The sequence below is a fragment of the Streptomyces sp. NBC_00986 genome (genome assembly GCF_045162565.1).
GTDB lineage: Bacteria > Actinomycetota > Actinomycetes > Streptomycetales > Streptomycetaceae > Streptomyces.
Window position 1 is genome coordinate 5,233,072 of record NZ_CP108733.1, and the last position, 18,510, is coordinate 5,251,581.

Annotated in this window: 21 protein-coding genes and 3 tRNA genes; 6 read left to right on the forward strand and 18 right to left on the reverse strand. The window is 70.0% G+C overall.

The window, feature by feature from the left end; translation table 11 throughout:
* The first annotated feature begins 221 nt into the window (after positions 1–221).
* Together OG504_RS22970 and OG504_RS22975 are read left to right on the forward strand one after the other, a co-directional pair.
* Positions 222–1,448: a pyridoxal phosphate-dependent aminotransferase gene (locus OG504_RS22970; protein ID WP_033279974.1), complete on the forward strand. Its 1,227-nt coding sequence runs from the start codon at positions 222–224 to the stop codon at positions 1,446–1,448.
* A 130-nt stretch (positions 1,449–1,578) separates the two neighbouring features.
* Positions 1,579–2,619: an adenosine deaminase gene (locus OG504_RS22975; RefSeq protein ID WP_405991497.1), complete on the forward strand. Its 1,041-nt coding sequence runs from the start codon at positions 1,579–1,581 to the stop codon at positions 2,617–2,619.
* On the opposite strand, the gene OG504_RS22980 is transcribed toward OG504_RS22975, so the two are convergent.
* Both OG504_RS22980 and OG504_RS22985 read right to left on the reverse strand, forming a co-directional pair.
* Positions 2,600–3,265 (reverse strand): hypothetical protein, encoded by a 666-nt coding sequence (locus OG504_RS22980; RefSeq protein ID WP_405991498.1) that lies wholly within the window; start codon positions 3,263–3,265, stop codon positions 2,600–2,602. The two genes, OG504_RS22975 and OG504_RS22980, sit on opposite strands and share 20 nt — an antisense overlap.
* Before the next feature lie 30 nt (positions 3,266–3,295).
* Complete coding sequence (locus OG504_RS22985; RefSeq protein WP_405991499.1) at positions 3,296–3,934, reverse strand: TetR/AcrR family transcriptional regulator; 639 nt, start codon at positions 3,932–3,934, stop codon at positions 3,296–3,298.
* Positions 3,935–4,057: 123 nt separating this feature from the next.
* Here OG504_RS22985 and OG504_RS22990 point away from each other — a divergent pair, with 123 nt between their 5' ends.
* Positions 4,058–4,690 carry an NAD(P)-dependent oxidoreductase gene (locus OG504_RS22990; RefSeq protein WP_405991500.1) on the forward strand — a complete coding sequence of 211 codons (633 nt, stop codon included), beginning with the start codon at positions 4,058–4,060 and terminating at the stop codon, positions 4,688–4,690.
* A gap of 19 nt (positions 4,691–4,709) precedes the next feature.
* Here the strand turns inward: OG504_RS22990 and OG504_RS22995 are convergent, their stop codons facing one another.
* The 8 genes from OG504_RS22995 to OG504_RS23030 all read right to left on the reverse strand — a co-directional run bounded on the left by OG504_RS22995 (position 4,710) and on the right by OG504_RS23030 (position 9,994).
* Positions 4,710–5,765 carry a UDP-N-acetylmuramate dehydrogenase gene (locus OG504_RS22995; protein WP_405991501.1) on the reverse strand — a complete coding sequence of 352 codons (1,056 nt, stop codon included), beginning with the start codon at positions 5,763–5,765 and terminating at the stop codon, positions 4,710–4,712.
* 469 nt (positions 5,766–6,234) lie between these two features.
* A complete protein-coding gene (locus OG504_RS23000; RefSeq protein WP_405991502.1) occupies positions 6,235–7,713 on the reverse strand; it encodes a DHA2 family efflux MFS transporter permease subunit in 1,479 nt (492 codons plus the stop codon).
* Between the two features lie 93 nt (positions 7,714–7,806).
* The gene (locus OG504_RS23005; RefSeq protein WP_405991503.1) at positions 7,807–8,379 is read right to left on the reverse strand and encodes a TetR/AcrR family transcriptional regulator; all 573 of its coding nucleotides are present in this window, start codon (positions 8,377–8,379) and stop codon (positions 7,807–7,809) included.
* 179 nt (positions 8,380–8,558) lie between these two features.
* A complete protein-coding gene (locus tag OG504_RS23010) occupies positions 8,559–8,987 on the reverse strand; it encodes a MaoC family dehydratase (protein WP_405991504.1) in 429 nt (142 codons plus the stop codon).
* Between the two features lies 1 nt (position 8,988).
* On the reverse strand, positions 8,989–9,441 hold the full coding sequence (locus OG504_RS23015) for a MaoC family dehydratase N-terminal domain-containing protein (protein WP_405991505.1): 453 nt from the start codon (positions 9,439–9,441) through the stop codon (positions 8,989–8,991).
* A gap of 108 nt (positions 9,442–9,549) precedes the next feature.
* Positions 9,550–9,714: a 50S ribosomal protein L33 gene (gene rpmG, locus OG504_RS23020; RefSeq protein ID WP_003948671.1), complete on the reverse strand. Its 165-nt coding sequence runs from the start codon at positions 9,712–9,714 to the stop codon at positions 9,550–9,552.
* Positions 9,715–9,802: 88 nt separating this feature from the next.
* Positions 9,803–9,875, reverse strand: a tRNA-Met gene (locus tag OG504_RS23025).
* 46 nt (positions 9,876–9,921) lie between these two features.
* Positions 9,922–9,994 (reverse strand) — tRNA-Thr (locus OG504_RS23030).
* Between the two features lie 269 nt (positions 9,995–10,263).
* On the opposite strand from OG504_RS23030, the gene OG504_RS23035 reads away from it, so the two are divergent.
* Positions 10,264–11,541, forward strand: a complete 1,278-nt coding sequence (locus OG504_RS23035) for an amidohydrolase family protein (protein ID WP_405991506.1) — start codon at positions 10,264–10,266, stop codon at positions 11,539–11,541.
* A 143-nt stretch (positions 11,542–11,684) separates the two neighbouring features.
* Positions 11,685–12,341: an NAD(P)H-binding protein gene (locus OG504_RS23040; RefSeq protein ID WP_405991507.1), complete on the forward strand. Its 657-nt coding sequence runs from the start codon at positions 11,685–11,687 to the stop codon at positions 12,339–12,341.
* Between the two features lie 43 nt (positions 12,342–12,384).
* On the opposite strand, the gene OG504_RS23045 is transcribed toward OG504_RS23040, so the two are convergent.
* The 3 genes from OG504_RS23045 to OG504_RS23055 form a co-directional block, all read right to left on the reverse strand.
* A complete protein-coding gene (locus OG504_RS23045) occupies positions 12,385–12,597 on the reverse strand; it encodes a hypothetical protein (protein ID WP_033282563.1) in 213 nt (70 codons plus the stop codon).
* A 57-nt stretch (positions 12,598–12,654) separates the two neighbouring features.
* The gene (locus OG504_RS23050; RefSeq protein ID WP_405991508.1) at positions 12,655–13,467 is read right to left on the reverse strand and encodes a polysaccharide lyase family 7 protein; all 813 of its coding nucleotides are present in this window, start codon (positions 13,465–13,467) and stop codon (positions 12,655–12,657) included.
* Between the two features lie 277 nt (positions 13,468–13,744).
* Positions 13,745–13,826: transfer RNA gene (locus OG504_RS23055), tRNA-Tyr, on the reverse strand.
* 234 nt (positions 13,827–14,060) lie between these two features.
* On the opposite strand from OG504_RS23055, the gene OG504_RS23060 reads away from it, so the two are divergent.
* A complete protein-coding gene (locus tag OG504_RS23060; protein ID WP_033282561.1) occupies positions 14,061–14,549 on the forward strand; it encodes a YajQ family cyclic di-GMP-binding protein in 489 nt (162 codons plus the stop codon).
* A 245-nt stretch (positions 14,550–14,794) separates the two neighbouring features.
* On the opposite strand, the gene OG504_RS23065 is transcribed toward OG504_RS23060, so the two are convergent.
* From OG504_RS23065 to htpX, 5 genes are all read right to left on the reverse strand, one after another.
* Entirely contained in the window at positions 14,795–15,061 is a 267-nt protein-coding gene (locus OG504_RS23065; RefSeq protein WP_405991509.1) for a GlsB/YeaQ/YmgE family stress response membrane protein, read from the reverse strand.
* Between the two features lie 180 nt (positions 15,062–15,241).
* A complete protein-coding gene (locus tag OG504_RS23070) occupies positions 15,242–15,808 on the reverse strand; it encodes an SMI1/KNR4 family protein (protein WP_405991510.1) in 567 nt (188 codons plus the stop codon).
* 222 nt (positions 15,809–16,030) lie between these two features.
* Positions 16,031–17,188: a barstar family protein gene (locus OG504_RS23075; RefSeq protein ID WP_405991511.1), complete on the reverse strand. Its 1,158-nt coding sequence runs from the start codon at positions 17,186–17,188 to the stop codon at positions 16,031–16,033.
* Between the two features lie 12 nt (positions 17,189–17,200).
* Positions 17,201–17,593, reverse strand: a complete 393-nt coding sequence (locus OG504_RS23080; RefSeq protein ID WP_405991512.1) for a YccF domain-containing protein — start codon at positions 17,591–17,593, stop codon at positions 17,201–17,203.
* A complete protein-coding gene (gene htpX / locus OG504_RS23085) occupies positions 17,590–18,453 on the reverse strand; it encodes a zinc metalloprotease HtpX (protein WP_033282557.1) in 864 nt (287 codons plus the stop codon). Before htpX ends, OG504_RS23080 begins: the two co-directional genes overlap by 4 nt.
* Positions 18,454–18,510 lie beyond the last annotated feature (57 nt).

Consider the following 18,510-nt stretch of genomic DNA (forward strand, 5'->3'; position numbering starts at 1 on the left):
GGTGTGCACCTGATAGGGCGCGGCTGTTGAAGGCCAACGAGCTAGGAGTGTACGTGCTCCGGGGCCGGTCGTCGAACAGAAAGTGCCTGTACGGGGATTGCCGGAGGAAGATCGCCCAGGCCGGGGCGGGAATCCGGACGGTTGTTCCACGCTCGCCCGATCCTGTTCAGTCTGTGAAACCGGTGTGCCGGGCGGGTTTCCGGTCTGAAACGATGGGCCCCATGAGCGCCTCAACCCCTCCCACCGAGCGCCGGGTCTCCGCCCGAGTCGGCGCGATCTCCGAGTCCGCCACCCTCGCCGTGGACGCCAAGGCCAAGGCCCTCAAGGCCGCCGGACGTCCGGTGATCGGCTTCGGCGCGGGTGAACCGGACTTCCCGACTCCGGACTACGTCGTCCAGGCCGCCATCGAGGCCTGCTCGAACCCGAAGTACCACCGCTACACCCCGGCCGGCGGTCTCCCGGAGCTGAAGGCCGCGATCGCCGCGAAGACGCTGCGCGATTCGGGCTACGAGGTGGACGCCTCGCAGATCCTCGTCACCAACGGCGGCAAGCAGGCCATCTACGAGGCCTTCGCCGCGATCCTCGACCCGGGCGACGAGGTCATCGTCCCGGCGCCGTACTGGACGACGTACCCGGAGTCGATCCGTCTCGCGGGCGGTGTCCCCGTGGACGTCGTCGCCGACGAGACGACCGGGTACCGCGTCACCGTCGAGCAGCTGGAGGCGGCCCGCACCGAGAACACCAAGGTCGTCCTCTTCGTCTCGCCGTCCAACCCGACCGGCGCCGTCTACAGCGAGGCCGAGGCCGAGGCGATCGGCCGCTGGGCCGTCGAGCACGGCCTGTGGGTCATGACGGACGAGATCTACGAGCACCTGGTCTACGGCGACGCCAAGTTCACCTCGCTGCCCGCGATCCTCCCGGAGTTGCGCGACAAGTGCATCGTGGTCAACGGCGTCGCCAAGACGTACGCCATGACCGGCTGGCGGGTGGGCTGGATCATCGGCCCGAAGGACGTCGTCAAGGCCGCGACAAACCTCCAGTCGCACGCCACCTCGAACGTCTCGAACGTGGCGCAGGTCGCCGCGCTGGCCGCCGTCTCCGGCAACCTGGACGCCGTCGCGAAGATGGGCGAGGCCTTCGACCGCCGCCGCAAGACGATCGTGCGGATGCTCAACGAGATCGACGGCGTGCTCTGCCCGGAGCCCGAGGGCGCGTTCTACGTCTACCCGACGGTCAAGGCGCTGCTCGGCAAGGAGATCCGCGGCAAGCGCCCGCAGGACTCGGTCGAGCTGGCCGCGCTGATCCTGGAGGAGGCCGAGGTCGCGGTCGTCCCGGGCGAGGCCTTCGGGACCCCCGGTTACCTGCGACTGTCGTACGCCCTGGGTGACGAGGACCTCGTCGAGGGCGTCAGCCGTATCCAGAAGCTGCTGGCGGAGGCCAAGGACTGAGTTTTCGTACCTCCACGCGTGCGTGCGGGCCGTTTCCCCTCCGGGGAGGCGGCCCGCTGCTTTGTGCGAGCAAGACCACGATCGAGGAAAGTGGTACCGGGACGGCGGAAACGTACGGCAGGATTCCCAGATGGAGCGTGTACGTGATGTCTCTGAACTGCCGAAAGCCCATCTGCACCTGCACTTCACCGGGTCGATGCGGCCGACCACCGTGCTGGAGCTCGCCGACAAGTACGGCGTACGACTGCCCGACGCCCTGACCGAGGCGCTGACCAGCGGGGAGCCGCCGAAGCTGCGGGCGACGGACGAGCGGGGCTGGTTCCGTTTCCAGCGGCTGTACGACGCGGCGCGGTCGTGTCTGCGGGAGCCCGAGGACATCCAGCGGCTGGTGCGCGAGGCCGCCGAGGAGGACGTCAGGGACGGCTCGGGCTGGCTGGAGATCCAGGTGGACCCGACGTCGTACGCACCGCGCCTGGGCGGGCTGATCCCGGCCCTCGAGGTCATTCTGGACGCGGTGGAGACGACCTCCCGCGAGACCGGGCTCGGGATGCGGGTCCTGGTGGCCGCGAACCGGATGAAGCACCCGCTGGACGCCCGCACGCTGGCCCGGCTGGCCGTGCGGTACGCGGACCACGGAGTGGTCGGTTTCGGCCTCTCGAACGACGAACGCCGGGGAATGGCACGGGACTTCGACCGGGCCTTCGCGATCGCCCAGGAGGGCGGCCTGCTGTCCGCGCCGCACGGCGGCGAGCTGGCGGGCCCGGCCTCGGTGCGGGACTGCCTGGACGACCTGCACGCGACCCGGATCGGCCACGGGGTGCGCGCGGCGGAGGACCCGCGGCTCCTGAAGCGGCTCGCCGACCGCGGCATCACCTGCGAGGTGTGCCCCGCGTCGAACGTGGCCCTGGGCGTCTACGAGAAGCCCGAGGACGTGCCCCTACGGACTCTCTTCGAGGCCGGTGTCCCGCTCGCGCTCGGCGCCGACGACCCGCTCCTGTTCGGCTCCCGACTGGCGGCCCAGTACGAGATCGCCCGCCGGTACCACGGCTTCTCGGACCGCGAACTGGCCGAACTGGCCCGGCAGTCGGTACGGGGATCGGCGGCCCCGGAGGACATGAAGACGAAGCTCCTGTCCGGCATCGACGACTGGCTCAGTGCCCCGGTCGCTTGAAGTGCGCGTAGGGCGGATACGGCTTGAAACAGATCGCGACCTCGGGGCAGCGCGAGCCGTGCGGGTAGGGAAGCAGTTCGCCGCTCAAGGAGGTCACATAGGCCGAGTGCCCTTTGACGACCCGCTTCTCCCGCGGCCCCCAGCCGGCCGCGTAGGCGAAGTGGCCGGCGGCGGTGGCGAGGACGTCACGGTCACCGATGAGGAAGTACGTACGCGCGTGCGTGCTGTGCCGCAACTGCCCACGGGCGTACGGCCGCTCCTCCCACGCGCGCGCGTGCCGCTCGGTACGGGCCTCGTCCGTGCGCACGGTGAGCGGCGACCCACGCCCGAGCGACCGCCGCAGCTCGGGCCACTTGGAGGGCCGTAGCCCCGCCTCCTGGTGGGCCACCACCAGATCGACCAGCTCCCCGCACCCCTCGTCGGGCAGCACGCCGTCCCGCAGCGGGATGTGCACGATGGTGTGCCGGGAGTACGCGGCGAACGAGAACAGCCCAGCCAGCCGACTCAGCCCGTCGTGGTCCCCCATGAGCATCCCGAACGGCGCCGGGTCGCGCAGTGAGGTGTGGCGCAGGGGTTGCCCGGGCTGGACGACCCGGTGTTCGTGCGGGCCGAACCGAGGTCTGAACTGACGGAGTCTCAGCTCCATATGGGATGCCTCATGGGACAAGGGTCCCGGTCAGGAGGGGTCCTCGGCAACGGAGATTCCACCCAGCAGCGTCCGGGCCAGGCGTGGCGCGAACTCGTCCACGGGCGGTCGTACGCCGGCCCCCGCGGCCTCGTAGGCGAACGCGCGCTGTGCGCAGGCGCCCAGGAGGAGGGACGCGGCCGCGAAGGTGTCCGCGTCGGGGCGGACGCGGCCGACGGCCTGTTCGGCGCGCAGATAGGCGTCCAGGGCCTCGATCGGCTTGTGGGGGCCGGAGCCGAGCCGGCGCAGTGCCTCGTCGTGGCGGCGCTTGAGCTGGGTCTCGGCGTACAGGGAGGCCGCGATCGGGAAGCTCTGCTCGTAGAAGAGGGCCGCCTGGCGGGCGATCTCGGTGAGGTTGCCCTCCAGGGAGTGCCGGCCGGGCTCGGCGGCGAGACTGCGCAGCAGCGGGGTCAGCTGGGGCAGCCGTTCCGTGAGGACGCGGATGAACAGCTCCTCCTTGCTCGCGAAGTACTTGTAGAGGGCAGCTTCGGAACAGCCCGCGGCCTTCGCGATCTCCTTGGTGGTCGCCTTGGCCAGGCCGACGGTGAGCATCAACGCGTGGGCGGCATCGAGGATGCGGACCCGGGCGGGTTTCTGCGCGGCGGGCTCGGCGGCCTGTTTCTGCTGCATGGGGCCCAAGGATTTCATGGCCGGTCCGTTCGGGCTTGACCGGTGGGTGAGTACTTACCCACTCTAGAGGGAGGCAGGGGTGAGTAAACACTCACCCACCTAGTTCAGGGGCAGGAGTGCGCCATGAAGCTCACCGTTTTCGGTGCCACGGGAGGCATCGGCCAGGAGATCGTCCGCCAGGCGCTGGCCTCGGGCCACGAGGTCACGGCGGTCGTACGGGACCCGGCGCGGCTGACCGTGCGGGGCGCGGGCCTGGAGGTGTTCCGCGCGGACCTCACCGACCCGGAGGCGGTACGCCCGGCGGTCGCGGGCCGGGACGCGGTGCTGTCCGGGCTCGGGGCGCGCAGCCGCAAGGACGCCGGGATCGCGACCCGGCTCACGCAGACGGTCCTGGCGGCCATGGAGGCGGAGGGGGTGCGCCGCGTGCTGGTGGTGAGCGCCGGTCCGATCGGCCCGGACCCGGAGGGCGCCGGGCTCCTGGACCGCACCGCGCGCGGGCTGATCTCGGCCCTCCTGAAGGACGTCTACGACGACCTGCGGGAGATGGAGGCGGCCCTCGCCGCCGGCGCCACGGACTGGACGAGCGTCCGCCCGCCACGCCTGCAGAACAAGCCGGTGACCGGCACGTATCGCACGGTCGTGGGCGGCTTCCCGGACAAAGGCCGGTTCATCGGCCGGGCCGATGTCGCCCACGCGATGCTGGCGATGACCGACGACCCCGGGACGGTGAAGCAGGGGGTGGGGCTGGCCTATTGAGGCCCTCCGGAGGGCGGTGTCAGAGGCTGACGCCGACGGTGACCGGTTCGTTGACGAGCGTGACCCCGAAGGTGTCGTGAACCCCGGCGACGACCTCGCGCGCGAGGGCGAGCAGGTCGGCCGTGGTCGCCTCGCCCCGGTTGGTGAGGGCGAGGGTGTGCTTGGTGGAGATCCGGGCGGGCCCTTTGCCGTATCCCTTGGTGAAGCCGGCCTTGTCGATCAGCCAGGCGGCGGAGGTCTTGGTGTGTCCCTCCCCCGCCGGGTACGCGGGCGGCTCCACGCCCTCCCCGAGACGCTCCTCCACGCGCGCGTGGAACGCGGCGAACTGCGCGTCGGTGAGGATCGGGTTGGTGAAGAACGAACCGGCCGACCAGGTGTCATGGTCCTCGGGATCGAGAACCATGCCCTTCCCGGCACGCAACGCGAGAACGGTCTCCCGGGCCTGCGCCAACGGCACCCGATCACCGGGTTCGACCCCGAGGACGCGGGCCGTCTCGGCGTACTTCACGGGCGCCGACAGCCCGTCCGCGTCCTCCAGTTCGAAGCGGACGCGGAGCACGACATACCGCTCGGGCTCGGCCTTGAACCGGCTGTGCCGGTAGGAGAAGGCGCACTCCTCGTTGGTGAGGGTGACCGTCTCACGGGTGGTGCGGTCGTAGGCGACGACCTCGGTGATGGTGGCGGAGACCTCCTGGCCGTACGCCCCCACGTTCTGGATCGGGGTCGCACCGGCCGACCCGGGAATCCCGGCGAGGCACTCGACCCCGGCGAGACCGGCCTCCACGGTGCTGGCGACGGCGTCGGTCCACACCTCACCGGCCGCCAACTCCAGCCGCGTACCGTCGAGTTCGAAGCCGCGGGTGGCGATCCGCAGGGCGGTCCCCTCGAACCCCTTGTCCCCGATGACGAGGTTCGACCCACCTCCGACGACCAGCAACGGCGTCCCGGCGTCATCGGCCGCGCGCACGACGTCGATCACCTCGGCGTCGGTGGCCGCGGTGATCAACCGCGTCGCGGGACCGCCCAACCGGAAGGTGGTGAGGGGGGCGAGGGGAGCGTCGTGGAGTTCCTGCACGTGGCCAAGACTACGAGACGGGACTGACAAGTCTGGGGGTGGCGGGGTGTGGCTGGTCATTTCGTGGGGGGGTTCATCCGGTACAGGGCACCTCATCCGCCGAGCAGGCGTCCGGCAGCACATCCGCCGCGTGACACGCGCCTGACACCGCACAGCACCCGGCACGATGCGCCCCATCCGACGCGAGCCCCCACTTCGACCCGGATCACGCACCCCGCGCAGCCAACTCCTTGGCCACCACCGCCTGACGCCCGCGGCGAAGCCGAACGCACACCTCCGTAGAGCCTCACCACCGAAGCCGGACGCACGCGTGGAACCTCACCCACGACGGCAAGCCCACGCGCGCGTGAAGCTCCCCGGCACAGCACAGCCACCCACTCCCACAAAACCCCACCACCGAACCCGCACGCACGCGTGAGGCCCCACGGGCAACGGCAGGGCCCCACGCGTGCGTGCACAGGTGTCCCGATCAGCGACCGGCGTTCTCCAGTACCGAGTCGGACTCGGAAGCCCCGGCCGGGTCCGAAGCCTCCGCCGACTCAGACGTCGCCGCGAGTTCCAGTTCCGCCGCCCGCCGCCGTGTCGGGATCAGCAGGGTCGCGACTCCCGCGAGGGCGACCACCGCAGCCCCGGTGACCAGCGCGGGCTTCAGGCCGTCGACGAAGGTCTGCGCGGTCTGGTAGCCGCCCTGGGCCGAGAAGATCGACGCCATGATCGCGATGCCGAGGGCGCCGCCGACCTCGCGGAGCGCGTTGTTGGCGCCGGAGGCGATGCCCTGCTCCTGGGGGCGGACGCTGGACATGACCAGGTTGGAGGCCGGCGCGAAGAACAGGGCCATGCCGATGCCGCTGAGGATCAGGCCGGGCAGCTGGGCGCCGTAGGAGACGTCGGTGGTGACCACGTAGGACATGTAGGCGAGACCGGCCGCCTGGAGGAAGAGGCCCGCGGCGACGACCGGGCGGCCGCCGATGCGGTCGGAGAGGATGCCGGCGATGGGGGCGACCAGCATCGGCATACCGGTCCAGGGGAGCATCCGCAGGCCCGCCTCGGTGGGCGAGTAGCCGAGGACGCCCTGCATGTACTGGCTCAGCAGGAAGATCGACCCGAACATCCCGAGGAACATCAACAGGCTGGCCGCGTTGATCCCGGAGAAGGCGCGGGAGCGGAACAGCCGCATCGGGAGCATGGGGTTCTTGGCGTTGACGCTGTAGATGATGAAGCCGGCGAACAGCGCGCTCCCCGCGAACAGCCCGGTGAGGACGAGCGAGCTGGTCCAGCCGTCGGCGGGCCCGCGGACCAGGCCGTAGACGATCCCGAAGAGGCCGCCGCTGGCGAGCAGGGTGCCGGGGAAGTCGAGCGGGGCGCCGGTGCCGTGGGACTCGGAGAGGCGCAGGCGGGCGAGCGGGATCAGGGCCAGGCCGAGCGGGACGTTCAGCCAGAAGATCCAGTGCCAGGAGATGTGCTCGGTGAGGCTGCCGCCGATGAGGGGTCCTGAGGCGACGGCGAGTCCGTTCACCGCGCCCCATATGCCGTACGCCATCCCGCGCTTGGCAGCGGGCACGGCCGCCGTCAGCAGGGTCAGCGTCAGCGGCATCATGATCGCCGCGCCGACGCCCTGGACCGCGCGGGCCGCGATCAGGGAGTTGATCCCGGGCGCCATGGCCGCGGCGGCGGAGGCGCCGGTGAAGACGGTGATGCCGATGAGGAAGAGCCGGCGGCGGCCGAACCGGTCGCCGAGCGCCGCGCCGAACATCAGCAGGACGGCGAAGGTGAGCGTGTAGGCGCTCACGGTCCATTCCAGGTCGCCCAGCGCGCCCCCCAGGTCCTTGCGGATGGACGGCAGGGCGGTGGTGACGACCAGGTTGTCCAGGGCCGCCATGAATCCGGCGACGCTGGTGATGACGAGGGCCCAGACCATTCCCCCGCGACGTGCGGTTGGCTCTGACATCGCTCCCCCAAAGGGTGCTCGTACCGATGATTAGTTATTGATGACTAACTTTGCCGGGCATGAAGAGGCGCAGAATCCGCCCCTTGCCCACCACTACGACTTCTCCAGCCGACCGGTGACACGGGCCTCCGGGTACAACCCTTCCCAGACCCGGTGCTCGGGCGGAAAACCCATGGCCGCCAGGGTGTTGATCAGCATTCCGTACGCCATGAAGGTCGTGGTCTCCTCGACATCCGCCCCCAGCGGCAGATGCACGATCTCCCAGAGCTTCATCCAGCCGTTCCGCACAACATCACCGAACTCGTGGTCACCCTCCGCCTCGGCGGCAGCCACGGTGATGTACGTCTGCATCTGCATCTGGAGCTTCTCGGGATTCTCCGTGATGAGCCGCACGTAGGCGTCGGCCATGGCATGCAGGGCATCCTCACCCTCCAGCCCCTCGGCCGCCCCCTCCAGCGCCTGGCACACGTCCGCCACACACCGCAGCGAGGCCGCCGCGAACATCGCCTTCTTGCCCGGGAAGAGCCGGAAGAGATACGGCTGCGAGACACCGACCCGCTTGGCGATCGCCTCGGTGGAGGTCCCGTAGTAGCCCCGCTGCGCGAACTCGGTGATCGCCGCACGGACGACGCTCTCGCGCCTCTCTTCTGCGCTCATCCTGACCATGCGAGAAAGTTAGTACTCAATCACTAACTAAGTCAAGAGGTGTGGGGCACGGCACATGGACGGGCCGGCTCCGGGGCCGCCGATGTCACCGCCAGTCACCGGATCGGCCCGGGCCGCCCCACAGACAGCCGACCTACAGGTAAGGGGCACCCGCAATGGCGGACGCCCCTTACCTCAGCTCACGCCAGTCGTACGACCGCCCGTGACATCCCCAGTACCTTCTGCCCGGCACTCATCGCCACCAGGTCCACGCGGACCGTGTTGTCGTCGAGCTTGGCGGCGACCTTCGCGCTGACCTCGACGGTCGCGCCCCGGTCGTCGTTCGGGACGACGACGGGCTTGGTGAAGCGGACGCCGTACTCGGCGACCGCGCCCGGGTCGCCGGTCCAGTCGGTGACCACGCGGATCGCCTCGGCCATGGTGAACATGCCGTGCGCGATGACGTCCGGGAGCCCGACCTCCTTGGCGAACTTCTCGTTCCAGTGGATCGGGTTGAAGTCCCCGGAGGCGCCCGCGTACTGGACGAGGGCGGCGCGGGTCACGGGGAAGGTCCGGGCCGGCAGTTCGGTGCCGACCTCGACGTCGTCGTACGCGATCTTCGCCGTCATGTCAGTTCTCCTCCGCCGCGCGGGCCACGAGCTTGGTCCAGGCGGTCACGACGTGCTCGCCGACCTCGTCGTGGACCTCGCCGCGGATGTCCAGGATGTCGTTGCCCGCCATCGACTTGATCGCCTCGATCGTGGAGGTGACCGTGAGGCGGTCGCCGGCGCGCACGGGGCGGACGTAGACGAACTTCTGGTCGCCGTGCACGACGCGGCTGTAGTCGAGGCCGAGCTGCGGGTCCTGGACGACCTGTCCGGCCGCCTTGAACGTGATGGAGAAGACGAAGGTCGGCGGGGCGATCACATCGGGGTGACCGAGCGCCTTGGCGACCTCCGGGTCCGTGTACGCCGGGTTGGCGTCGCCCACCGCCTCCGCGAACTCACGGATCTTCTCCCGGCCCACCTCGTAGGGGTCGGTGGGCGGGTAGGTCCGCCCCACGAAGGACTGGTCGAGCGCCATGGCCCGTACCTCCTGATGTTCCTGCTGCCGTGTGGCCTGCTGCTGGGTGGAGAACGACGCGAGGCCGCCCCCAGACTTCGGGGACGGCCTCGTGTACGAGCCTGATTCTTATCGCGTTTCGCGGTGCGCGGTGTGCGCATTGCAACGCGGGCAGTGCTTCTTCATCTCCAGTCGGTCCGGGTTGTTACGCCGGTTCTTCTTGGTGATGTAGTTCCGCTCCTTGCACTCCACGCAGGCCAGCGTGATCTTCGGGCGGACGTCGGTGGCAGCCACAGGAGTGCTCCTTGACGAACGGATGGGACTATGAACGCATAACAGAATAGCCGATCGAAGGACCGACCCCGCAATCGGCTACTGTCAGTAGCGGTGACCGGACTTGAACCGGTGACACAGCGATTATGAGCCGCTTGCTCTACCGACTGAGCTACACCGCTGTGATGCGATCAGTTCCCATCTCGCGACGGGAACCTTTCACACCAGAGCCCCAATACGGAATCGAACCGTAGACCTTCTCCTTACCATGGAGACGCTCTACCGACTGAGCTATTGGGGCGAGCGATGAAGACATTACACGCTCGGCGACCGTTCGCCCAAATCCGTTTCGCGGCCCCGCTCCAGCCGCTTCCACGGGCCTCCCAGAGGCCTCAGGGGCCTCTCTCGTATGGGGGACCACACCGGTACGACTATTGCGCTCCTCCCGGCCGTGAGCGGATCACCGCCCTAGGCTCGACTCACTCTGCGTGATCTTGCGCCCCTTTGCGCAGTCCCCAGTCCTGAGCCCCGAAGCCCCGAGCCCGCGAAGCCCTGAGCCCCTGGAGCGCGATGCCCGACAGCCAGCCCCAGCCGTCCCACTCGTCGTCCGGCCCGTCGGGTTCCTCAGGCTCGTCGGGACCGGCCGACCCGGCCGCGCTCCTGCTGTGCGGGGCCCGGCTGACCGACGGCCGGACCGTGGACGTACGGCTGGGCGGCGGGCGCATCGAGGCGGTCGGCACGGCCGGCAGCCTGGCGACGGACGCCACGCGCGCGTGCGGCGCGCGCGTGGACCTCAGCGGCTATCTCCTCCTCCCGGCCCCGGCCGAGCCGCACACGCACAGTGACACCGCCCTGTCGGCCGAGAACGGCGGACCGGTCTCCTACGCCCCCGAGGACGTCCAGCGCCGCGCCACGGAGGCCGCGCTGCTGCAACTCGGGCACGGTGCGACGGCACAGCGGGCACACGTGCGCGTGGGGGACGTTCAGGGGCTGAGCGCGCTGGCCGCCGTACTGCAGGCGCGGCGGGCGCTGCGGGGGCTGGCGGAGCTGACGGCGGTGGCGATGCCCCGGCTACTGACCGGGGTGGCGGGGGCGGACGGGCTCGCGATGCTGCGGGACGCGCTGAAAATGGGTGCCTCCGTAGTGGGCGGTTGTCCAGATCTGGACCCCGATCCGACGGGGTACGTGGAGGCGGTCCTGGAGGTCGCGTCCGAACACGGCTGCCCGGTCGACCTGCACACGGACGCCGCCGACCCCACCCGCCTGGCCCGGCTGGCGGCGGTCGCGGGCGGGATGCGCCCCGGGGTAACGCTCGGCCCGTGCGGCGGCCTGGGGCGGCTGCCGGCGGACACGGTCACCCGGATCGCGGACCAACTGGCCGCCGCCGGCGTCACGGTGGTCTGCCTGCCGCAGGGCGGCTGCGGCGGCGTCGACCGCCGGGGCACGGCTCCCGTACGGCTGCTGCGCACGGCCGGCGTCCAGGTGGCCGCCGGCAGCGGCGCCCTGCGTGACGTGTCCAACCCGGTGGGCCGCGGGGACCCCTTGGAGGCGGCCTACCTGCTGGCCTCGCGCCACGGGATGCGGCCCGAGGACGCCTACGACACGGTGAGTTCGTCGGCACGCGCGGCGCTCGGCCTGCCCGAGGTGCGGGTCGAGGCGGGATTTCCGGCCGAACTGCTCGCGGTGCGCGGCGACCAGCTCGCGGGCGCGCTGTCGCTGGCGTACAGCCGGATCGTGGTGCACCGGGGGCGCGTGGTGGCACGGACGAGCGCGGTGCGGGAGTACTGCAACACGGCGGCGGGCTCGGAGTTGGGGCTGCCCCGGCAGGGACGGGGCGAGTTGTCGTGAGCGGCCACCGCTGCGCCGGGGCGTACGCCTGAGGCGCCACGGCTCGGGTCCGCGCGCCCGGCGCGTCCACCGCGGGTGTGCGCCGCTGGGACGCGGCTGAAGTCATGCGGCGCGTGCGGCCGTCCGGGCGTACGGTCGAAGGCATGCGCATTGTCATCGCTGGGGGTCATGGTCAGATCGCGCTGCGGCTGGAGCGCCTGCTCACCGCGCGCGGTGAAGAGGTCGCGGGCATCATCCGCAACGCCGAACAGAGCGACGATCTACGGGCGGCCGGCGCCGAACCGCTCGTGCTCGACCTGGAGTCGGCCTCGGTCGAGGAGGTCGCGGCGCTGCTGCGGGGTGCGGACGCGGCGGTCTTCGCGGCGGGCGCGGGCCCGAACAGCGGCACGGCCCGCAAGGACACGGTGGACCGGGGTTCGGCGGTGCTGTTCGCCGACGCGGCGGTCCTGGCGGGTGTACGGCGTCATGTCGTCGTGTCCTCGATGGGCGCGGATCCGACGCACTCCGGGGACGGCGTCTTCGACGTGTATCTGCGGGCCAAGGGCGAGGCCGACGCGTATGTACGCGGCCTGGACGCGCTGGACTGGACGATTCTGCGGCCCGGTTCGCTCACGAACGACGCCGGGACCGGGCTGGTCCGGCTGGAGGCCCACACCGGGCTCGGCTCGATCCCGCGGGACGATGTGGCCGCCGTTCTCGCGGAGTTGGTGGAGACCCCTGCGACGGCCGGCCTGACGCTGGAGCTGATCAGCGGGTCCGCGCCGGTGTCGGTGGCGGTGAAGTCGGTGGCGGGGAACTGAAGGCCTGGGGAACGGGGTTCCCTGCCGGATGGTGCCCCGCCGTCTAGAAGAGCGGCATCTGGCCGGGGAACTCCGGAACCACGTAGCCGTCCAACGCGGGCTGTGCCGCCCCGAGTTCCGCCTGGCGGCGGGACCCGGGGCACGACACGAGGTCCCCGGTCTCCCGGGCGCCGGGCGGGTCGTGGCGCGCGAACCGGCCTGCCACTACGGCGATTTCACGACGGCACTCGGGGCAGCTTCTGCGGCGTGACGACATGGGATCAGTCTGCCCCGCCGCAGGCCGGGTCGGCTGTCGAGGCTCGCTCGGGCGCGCTCAGCTGTGGGCGACGGTGAGGCCGTAGAAGGCGACGCGGGCGCCCTTCGTGGTGCTGTCGGAGGACGACTGGTTGTACGAACCGGCCTTGAAGTACTGCTTGTACGCGTTGAAGGACGACGGGATGGCGTAGTGCGTGGTGCTCCCGTTGACCGTCAGGTTGATGGTGTTCCCGCCCGAGACGCCGATCGTGTAGCTCCACGTCTTGCCGACGGACACGTTGCCCACGGTGTGCAGGGTCTGGCCGCCGGAGGGCGAGTTCTCCGTGCCGAGGACGATGTCGCCGCTGGAGCGGTAGTACAGCTCCAGCAGCGGCTTGGTGGACGTGCCGCCGGTGCCGAGGTGGATCTGGCCGACGCAGACGTTCGACGTGACGGAGACGACCCGCAGCGTCGCCTTCATCGTGTGGGTGCCACTGAGCGACCAGTCGGCGGCGCTGCCGCTGCGGTTCATCTCCCGCAGTTCGGAGCGGGCGTAGTTCGAGTTGGGGGTGGTGACGCCCTTCTCCGGCGCCCAGAGGGTCATCGCTCCGTCACGGGTGTCCGTGTAGAAGTACGAGTCCTGGAAGCCGTTGGCCCCCTGGAGCCGGGACGACGAGATCGTCGTGGGCGAGCCGGGGGAACCGATCGGCTCCTGGAGCTGCCACACCCCCAGGTCGAAGTTCCCGCCGGGCGCGACGGAGGGGTCCGCCAGGGGTGAGGCTACGACGCCGGCGGCGCCGGTACTGCCCGACGCGACGGGGGCCGTGAGGGCGAGGCCGCCGGTGACGGCGACGACGGTGGCCAGGGAGGTGAGCAGCGTACGCATGCGCATGGGGGGTGCCTTCCTGTCTGCTCTGTGGACTCGGTTGGCGGAGCGGGTGTTCATGTGTGTGAACTTTGTGTTTCAACATGAACACGGTGACGCGACAGTAGGGCTGTGGCACGGGCACGTCAAGGTTGGCGGCAGGGCGAATGGGGGCCGCGGGGACGCCTCTGGGGCGCCTCTGGAAGGCCTCGGGAAAGCCTCGCGAAGGTCTCGGGAAGACCTCGGGAACGACGAAAGGGTCTGTGATCAGCATTGCTGCTGATCACAGACCCTTTCGATCATGTGGCGGCGCCAGGGTTCGAACCTGGGTAGGCTAAGCCGGCAGATTTACAGTCTGCTCCCTTTGGCCACTCGGGCACACCGCCGGGGATGCTGCCTCTCGAACCGCTTTTCGGCGGTGCTTCGTGGCAACGACGTAAACGATACCCGATGCCCAGGGGTGCTTCGCCACCCGATTGACCGGCGCTCGGAGGGGAGGGGGTGGCTAGGCTTATGCGGATGCGGCCCGGGGCCTACACCGGGCTCGGCGGCTGCCCCGACGCACGCCGATACGCAGTGACACGCATCGATACGCACCCCGATACAAGGAGCCACAGGACATGGCCGACTCCAGTTTCGACATCGTCTCGAAGGTCGAGCGGCAGGAGGTCGACAACGCCCTCAACCAGGCCGCCAAGGAGATCTCGCAGCGCTACGACTTCAAGGGCGTGGGTGCGTCGATCGCATGGTCCGCCGAGAAGATCCTCATGGAGGCGAACTCCGAGGAGCGGGTCAAGGCGATCCTCGACGTCTTCCAGTCCAAGCTGATCAAGCGCGGCATCTCGCTGAAGGCGCTGGACGCCGGTGAGCCGCAGTTGTCCGGCAAGGAGTACAAGATCTTCGCGTCGATCGAGGAGGGCATCTCCCAGGACAACGCGAAGAAGGTGGCGAAGATCATTCGCGACGAGGGTCCCAAGGGCGTGAAGGCCCAGGTGCAGGGCGACGAACTGCGGGTCAGCTCCAAGAGCCGCGACGACCTCCAGGCCGTGCAGGCCCTGCTCAAGGGCAAGGACTTCGACTTCGCGCTGCAGTTCGTGAACTACCGGTAGAACCGCGCCTCCTGCGCCCACCGCGCGCGGGTATGGGGATTACGAGGAAGGGTGGGCACCCGTCGGTGCCCACCCTTCTCGCCTGCCGGCTGCGGCATGGGGTGCGCTAGGGCCTGTCCGACCGATCAAGTCGCAGGAAGGTGGCGGCGACTGACCGGCACCGGTGAGCGCCTGCAACGCCGCAGATGTGCATGCCTGCGGCTGCGGCTGCGGCTGCGGCTGCGGCAAAATCCGCCGGACAGCCTCTAGCTGCGCGAGTTGCCGAACAGGACGCGGTAGACGATCAGGAGGACGAGTGCGCCGCCTATCGCCGAGGCCCACGTGGCGCCGTCGTAGAAGTTCTTGGCGACCGGGTGGTCCAGCCAGCGGGCCGAGATCCAGCCGCCGATGAACGCGCCCGCGACGCCGATGATGGTCGTACCGATGAAGCCGCCCGGGTCGCGGCCCGGCAGCAGGAACTTGGCGATGGCTCCGGCCAACAGTCCCAGGATGATCCAGCTGATGATGCCCATGCCGTGAACCTGCCCTCTCACGCTGTGCTTGCACTGATCCGGAGCTGTGAATTCCGCCCGGACAGGCTGTGTTCGTAGGTCCTTGCGCACGGCCTGTCGCTGCATGTTCCGCCGTGTCGATGAACAGGACGTCACGGATGCGTGTGGTGGTTGCAGGCATCGGTGGCCTGCGACGACCGCTCAGGAGGCCTGTGCCCTCGTGCGGATGCGGAAGTCGGTCCACGGGGTCGGTTCGGGGGCGCCTTCGTAGTCCTTGTACCAACCCGTGCCGTCGAGCCAGGCACGCAGCCAGTCGGCGAGGCTGGGCGCGTCGACGTACCACGCGCGGTCGGCCTCGTCGGCGTTCGGCTCGTAGAGGAGGACCGTGGCCTCCGAGGATCGGCAGTCCACGCACGCGTACATCGCGCAGCCCCAGTGGGATATCGGCAGGACGCCCTCGGGCCAGGGCCGGTCGGGGTCCTGGTGTCCGCTCGCGCGGTTGGCGAGGTACTGCGTGACGGCGGCGGGCTCGCCGGTCGGCGGGTTGTCGAGGAGGGGCAACAGGCCGTACTCCGGGCCGAATCCGCCGTCTCCTATGCGCGTGTAGAGCGCCGCGAGCAGCTGGGGCAGGCGGAAACCCAGGGCGGCCTCGGCGCGGGTCACCGTGGCCTCGGCCACGGGGGCGGGGAGTGAAGTCCAGCCCAGCGGGCGGGTGTTGTGGGCCTCGGCGGCCACCCGGGTCAGCAGTCGCTGCTCGTTCTCGGTCATGGCTTCATGGTGCCGCGCGCAACTGACAATCGGGCCGGCCTGTGGACAACCCGGCGGTTGTGGAGAACCTGCTGGTCGGGAGCCTGGGGGTGGCGAGCGTGGTGCGGTGCGGTGCAGTGCGGTGCAGTGCGGTGCGGTGCGGTGCGATGCGGTGCGGTGCGGTGCGGTGCGGTGCGGTGCGGTGCGGTGCGGTGCGGTGCGGTGCGGTGCGGTGACGAACGGTCAGGCCAGCCTGACTTCGATGTGCCGTTCGGCGAGGAAAGCGAGCAACTCCTCGAACGTCGGCGGGCGTCGGCCGGTGTGCGGAGTGACGCCGAGGCAGGTGCGGGCTACGGCGGCGTCGTGCCAGACGAGGGTGAAGGGCGGGGCTGCTCCCCAACGGCCACGCAGACAGTCGTTCAAGGCGTCCAGGCCCCAACCGAAGTATCCGGCGGGGCCGTTCACCGCCTCACCCAGGGCGCAGAAGAAGCCCGGCACGTCGGTGATGTGGCTGCCGTCGAGGTGGTAGGTGGTGCCCGGCGGACGGTCCGGGGAGGTGTGGGTGTGGTTCGCCAGGGCCGTGTCGAGCCAGAATCGGCGGCCTTCGGCGTCGCAACCGGCCCAGCGGTTGGGCTCGGCGGGGTGGCCCTCGGCCCACAGGTCCCACACCTCGCGGGCCGCGAGCGGTGGCCGTTCCGACCATGGGTCAAGGGTGAGGTCGACCAGGCCCGGGCCGCGCGCGGACGGGATCCAGGCCCGTAACTCGCCCTCGGCTGCGGGCTGTACGGGTCTGCCGGACGAGTCGATGCGCACGACCTTGACGTGCCCCAGGTCTTCTTCCCCGCCGTCCAGTGCCACCCGCAGCGCACCGCGCGGGGAGCAGCCCAACAGGCGCAGGGGAGGCTCCAGTTGTTCGGGCCGATCCTGCTGGACATGGGCCAAGTCCCGGCAGCCGCCCCACAGTTCGCCGTCCGCGCCTCGTATTCGGTAGCCCGAGGACAGGGGCGGGCACTGCGGATAGTCGTAGGGGTTTTCGTCGGACTGCCTGCCCTCGACGGTGATGTCCCGTAGAGACAGGTCACACGCGCATGGGCGGTCGCCTATGACGCGTACGTCCTCCAGCCACCACTCGCCCTCTCCCCTGCCGGCCTTGTCGAGGGTCTCCAAGGTGAGCAGGCCGAGTGGTGCCGAACCGTCGGCACGCGCGCGTGCGAGGGTTGTTCGCAGGTCGCCCTCGGGTGCGCAGCCGAGCAGTTCGTACGTCCCGCGCGCGAGTGGGAGCGGGTCGGCGAAGAGGTCGGCGACGTCCTCGCACAGGGCCCAGGTCTCCTCGTGACCGTGCTCACCGTTGGACTCGGCACCTTCGTCGTACGACAGCAGGACGTACTTGGGCGCCCCCACCGCTGCCCGCCGTCAGCGAGTGGCGAACGGCTGGTCCGTGGGCACGATTTCGCGGCCCAGGGGGAACAGCGAGACCGGGATCAGCTTGAAGTTGGCGATACCGAACGGGATGCCGATGATCGTGATGCACATGGCGATGCCGGTGACGATGTGCGCGAGGGCCAGCCACCAGCCCGCGAGGACCAGCCACAGGACGTTGCCGACGCAGGAGGGGGCGCCCGCGTCGGGGCGCTCGACCGTCGTGTACCCGAAGGGCCACAGGGCGTAGACGCCGATACGGAAGGCTGCGATGCCGAACGGGATACCGATGATCGTGATGCACAGCAGCGCGCCGGCGAACAGGTACCCGAGGAACAGCCAGAAGCCGCTCAGGACGAGCCAAATGACGTTCAGGATGGTTTTCACTGAGGGCGACCTGCCATCTTCTCGAGCCGGGCGATGCGCTCCGCCATCGGCGGGTGTGTCGAGAACATCTTGGAGAGTCCCTGGCCCGGGCGGAAGGGGTTCGCGATCATCATGTGGCTCGCGGTCTCGATGCGGGGCTCCGGGGGCAGCGGAAGCTGCTTGGTGCCGGCGTCGAGCTTGCGCAGCGCGCTCGCGAGGGCGAGGGGGTCTCCGGTGAGCTGTGCGCCGGACGCGTCCGCCTCGTACTCCCTGGAGCGGCTGATGGCCAACTGGATGAGGCTGGCTGCCAGAGGACCCAGGATCATGATCAGCAGCATGCCCAGGATGCCGGGGCCGTCGTCGTCGTTCGAGCGGCCGATCGGGATCAGCCAGGCGAAGTTGACCAGGAACATGATCACCGAGGCGAGGGCGCCGGCGACCGATGAGATCAGGATGTCGCGGTTGTAGACATGGCTGAGTTCGTGCCCGATGACTCCCCGCAGTTCGCGCTCGTCCAGGATGCGCAGGATGCCTTCGGTGCAGCACACGGCGGCGTTGCGCGGGTTGCGGCCCGTCGCGAAGGCGTTGGGGGCCTCCGTGGGCGAGATGTACAGGCGCGGCATCGGCTGGCGGGCCTGGGTGGAGAGGTCGCGGACCATCCGGTACAGGGCCGGGGCCTCGAACTCGCTCACCGGGCGGGCGCGCATCGCGCGTAGCGCCAGTTTGTCGCTGTTCCAGTACGCGTACGCGTTCGTGCCCAGCGCGATCACGACCGCTACGACGAGGCCCGTGCGGCCGAAGAAGCTGCCGATGACGATGATGAGTGCGGACAGTCCCCCGAGGAGAACTGCGGTCCTGAGCCCGTTGTGCCGGCGGTGCACGGTACGCCCTCCAAATCGTGCAGCAGGGGAACCCTTTGCTTGCTGATCTCTGATGCC

Coding starts and splice junctions, on each gene's coding strand:
- OG504_RS23060 (WP_033282561.1), top strand. CDS start 14,061: ATGGCCGACTCCAGTTTCGACATCGTCTCGAAGGTCGAGCGGCAGGAG.
- OG504_RS23040 (WP_405991507.1), top strand. CDS start 11,685: ATGCGCATTGTCATCGCTGGGGGTCATGGTCAGATCGCGCTGCGGCTG.
- OG504_RS23070 (WP_405991510.1), bottom strand. CDS start 15,808: ATGACCGAGAACGAGCAGCGACTGCTGACCCGGGTGGCCGCCGAGGCC.
- OG504_RS23065 (WP_405991509.1), bottom strand. CDS start 15,061: ATGGGCATCATCAGCTGGATCATCCTGGGACTGTTGGCCGGAGCCATC.
- OG504_RS23050 (WP_405991508.1), bottom strand. CDS start 13,467: ATGCGCATGCGTACGCTGCTCACCTCCCTGGCCACCGTCGTCGCCGTC.
- OG504_RS22990 (WP_405991500.1), top strand. CDS start 4,058: ATGAAGCTCACCGTTTTCGGTGCCACGGGAGGCATCGGCCAGGAGATC.
- OG504_RS22975 (WP_405991497.1), top strand. CDS start 1,579: ATGGAGCGTGTACGTGATGTCTCTGAACTGCCGAAAGCCCATCTGCAC.
- OG504_RS23045 (WP_033282563.1), bottom strand. CDS start 12,597: ATGTCGTCACGCCGCAGAAGCTGCCCCGAGTGCCGTCGTGAAATCGCC.
- OG504_RS22980 (WP_405991498.1), bottom strand. CDS start 3,265: ATGGAGCTGAGACTCCGTCAGTTCAGACCTCGGTTCGGCCCGCACGAA.
- OG504_RS23035 (WP_405991506.1), top strand. CDS start 10,264: ATGCCCGACAGCCAGCCCCAGCCGTCCCACTCGTCGTCCGGCCCGTCG.
- OG504_RS23010 (WP_405991504.1), bottom strand. CDS start 8,987: ATGACGGCGAAGATCGCGTACGACGACGTCGAGGTCGGCACCGAACTG.
- OG504_RS23005 (WP_405991503.1), bottom strand. CDS start 8,379: ATGGTCAGGATGAGCGCAGAAGAGAGGCGCGAGAGCGTCGTCCGTGCG.
- OG504_RS22970 (WP_033279974.1), top strand. CDS start 222: ATGAGCGCCTCAACCCCTCCCACCGAGCGCCGGGTCTCCGCCCGAGTC.
- OG504_RS23000 (WP_405991502.1), bottom strand. CDS start 7,713: ATGTCAGAGCCAACCGCACGTCGCGGGGGAATGGTCTGGGCCCTCGTC.
- OG504_RS22985 (WP_405991499.1), bottom strand. CDS start 3,934: ATGCAGCAGAAACAGGCCGCCGAGCCCGCCGCGCAGAAACCCGCCCGG.
- OG504_RS23015 (WP_405991505.1), bottom strand. CDS start 9,441: ATGGCGCTCGACCAGTCCTTCGTGGGGCGGACCTACCCGCCCACCGAC.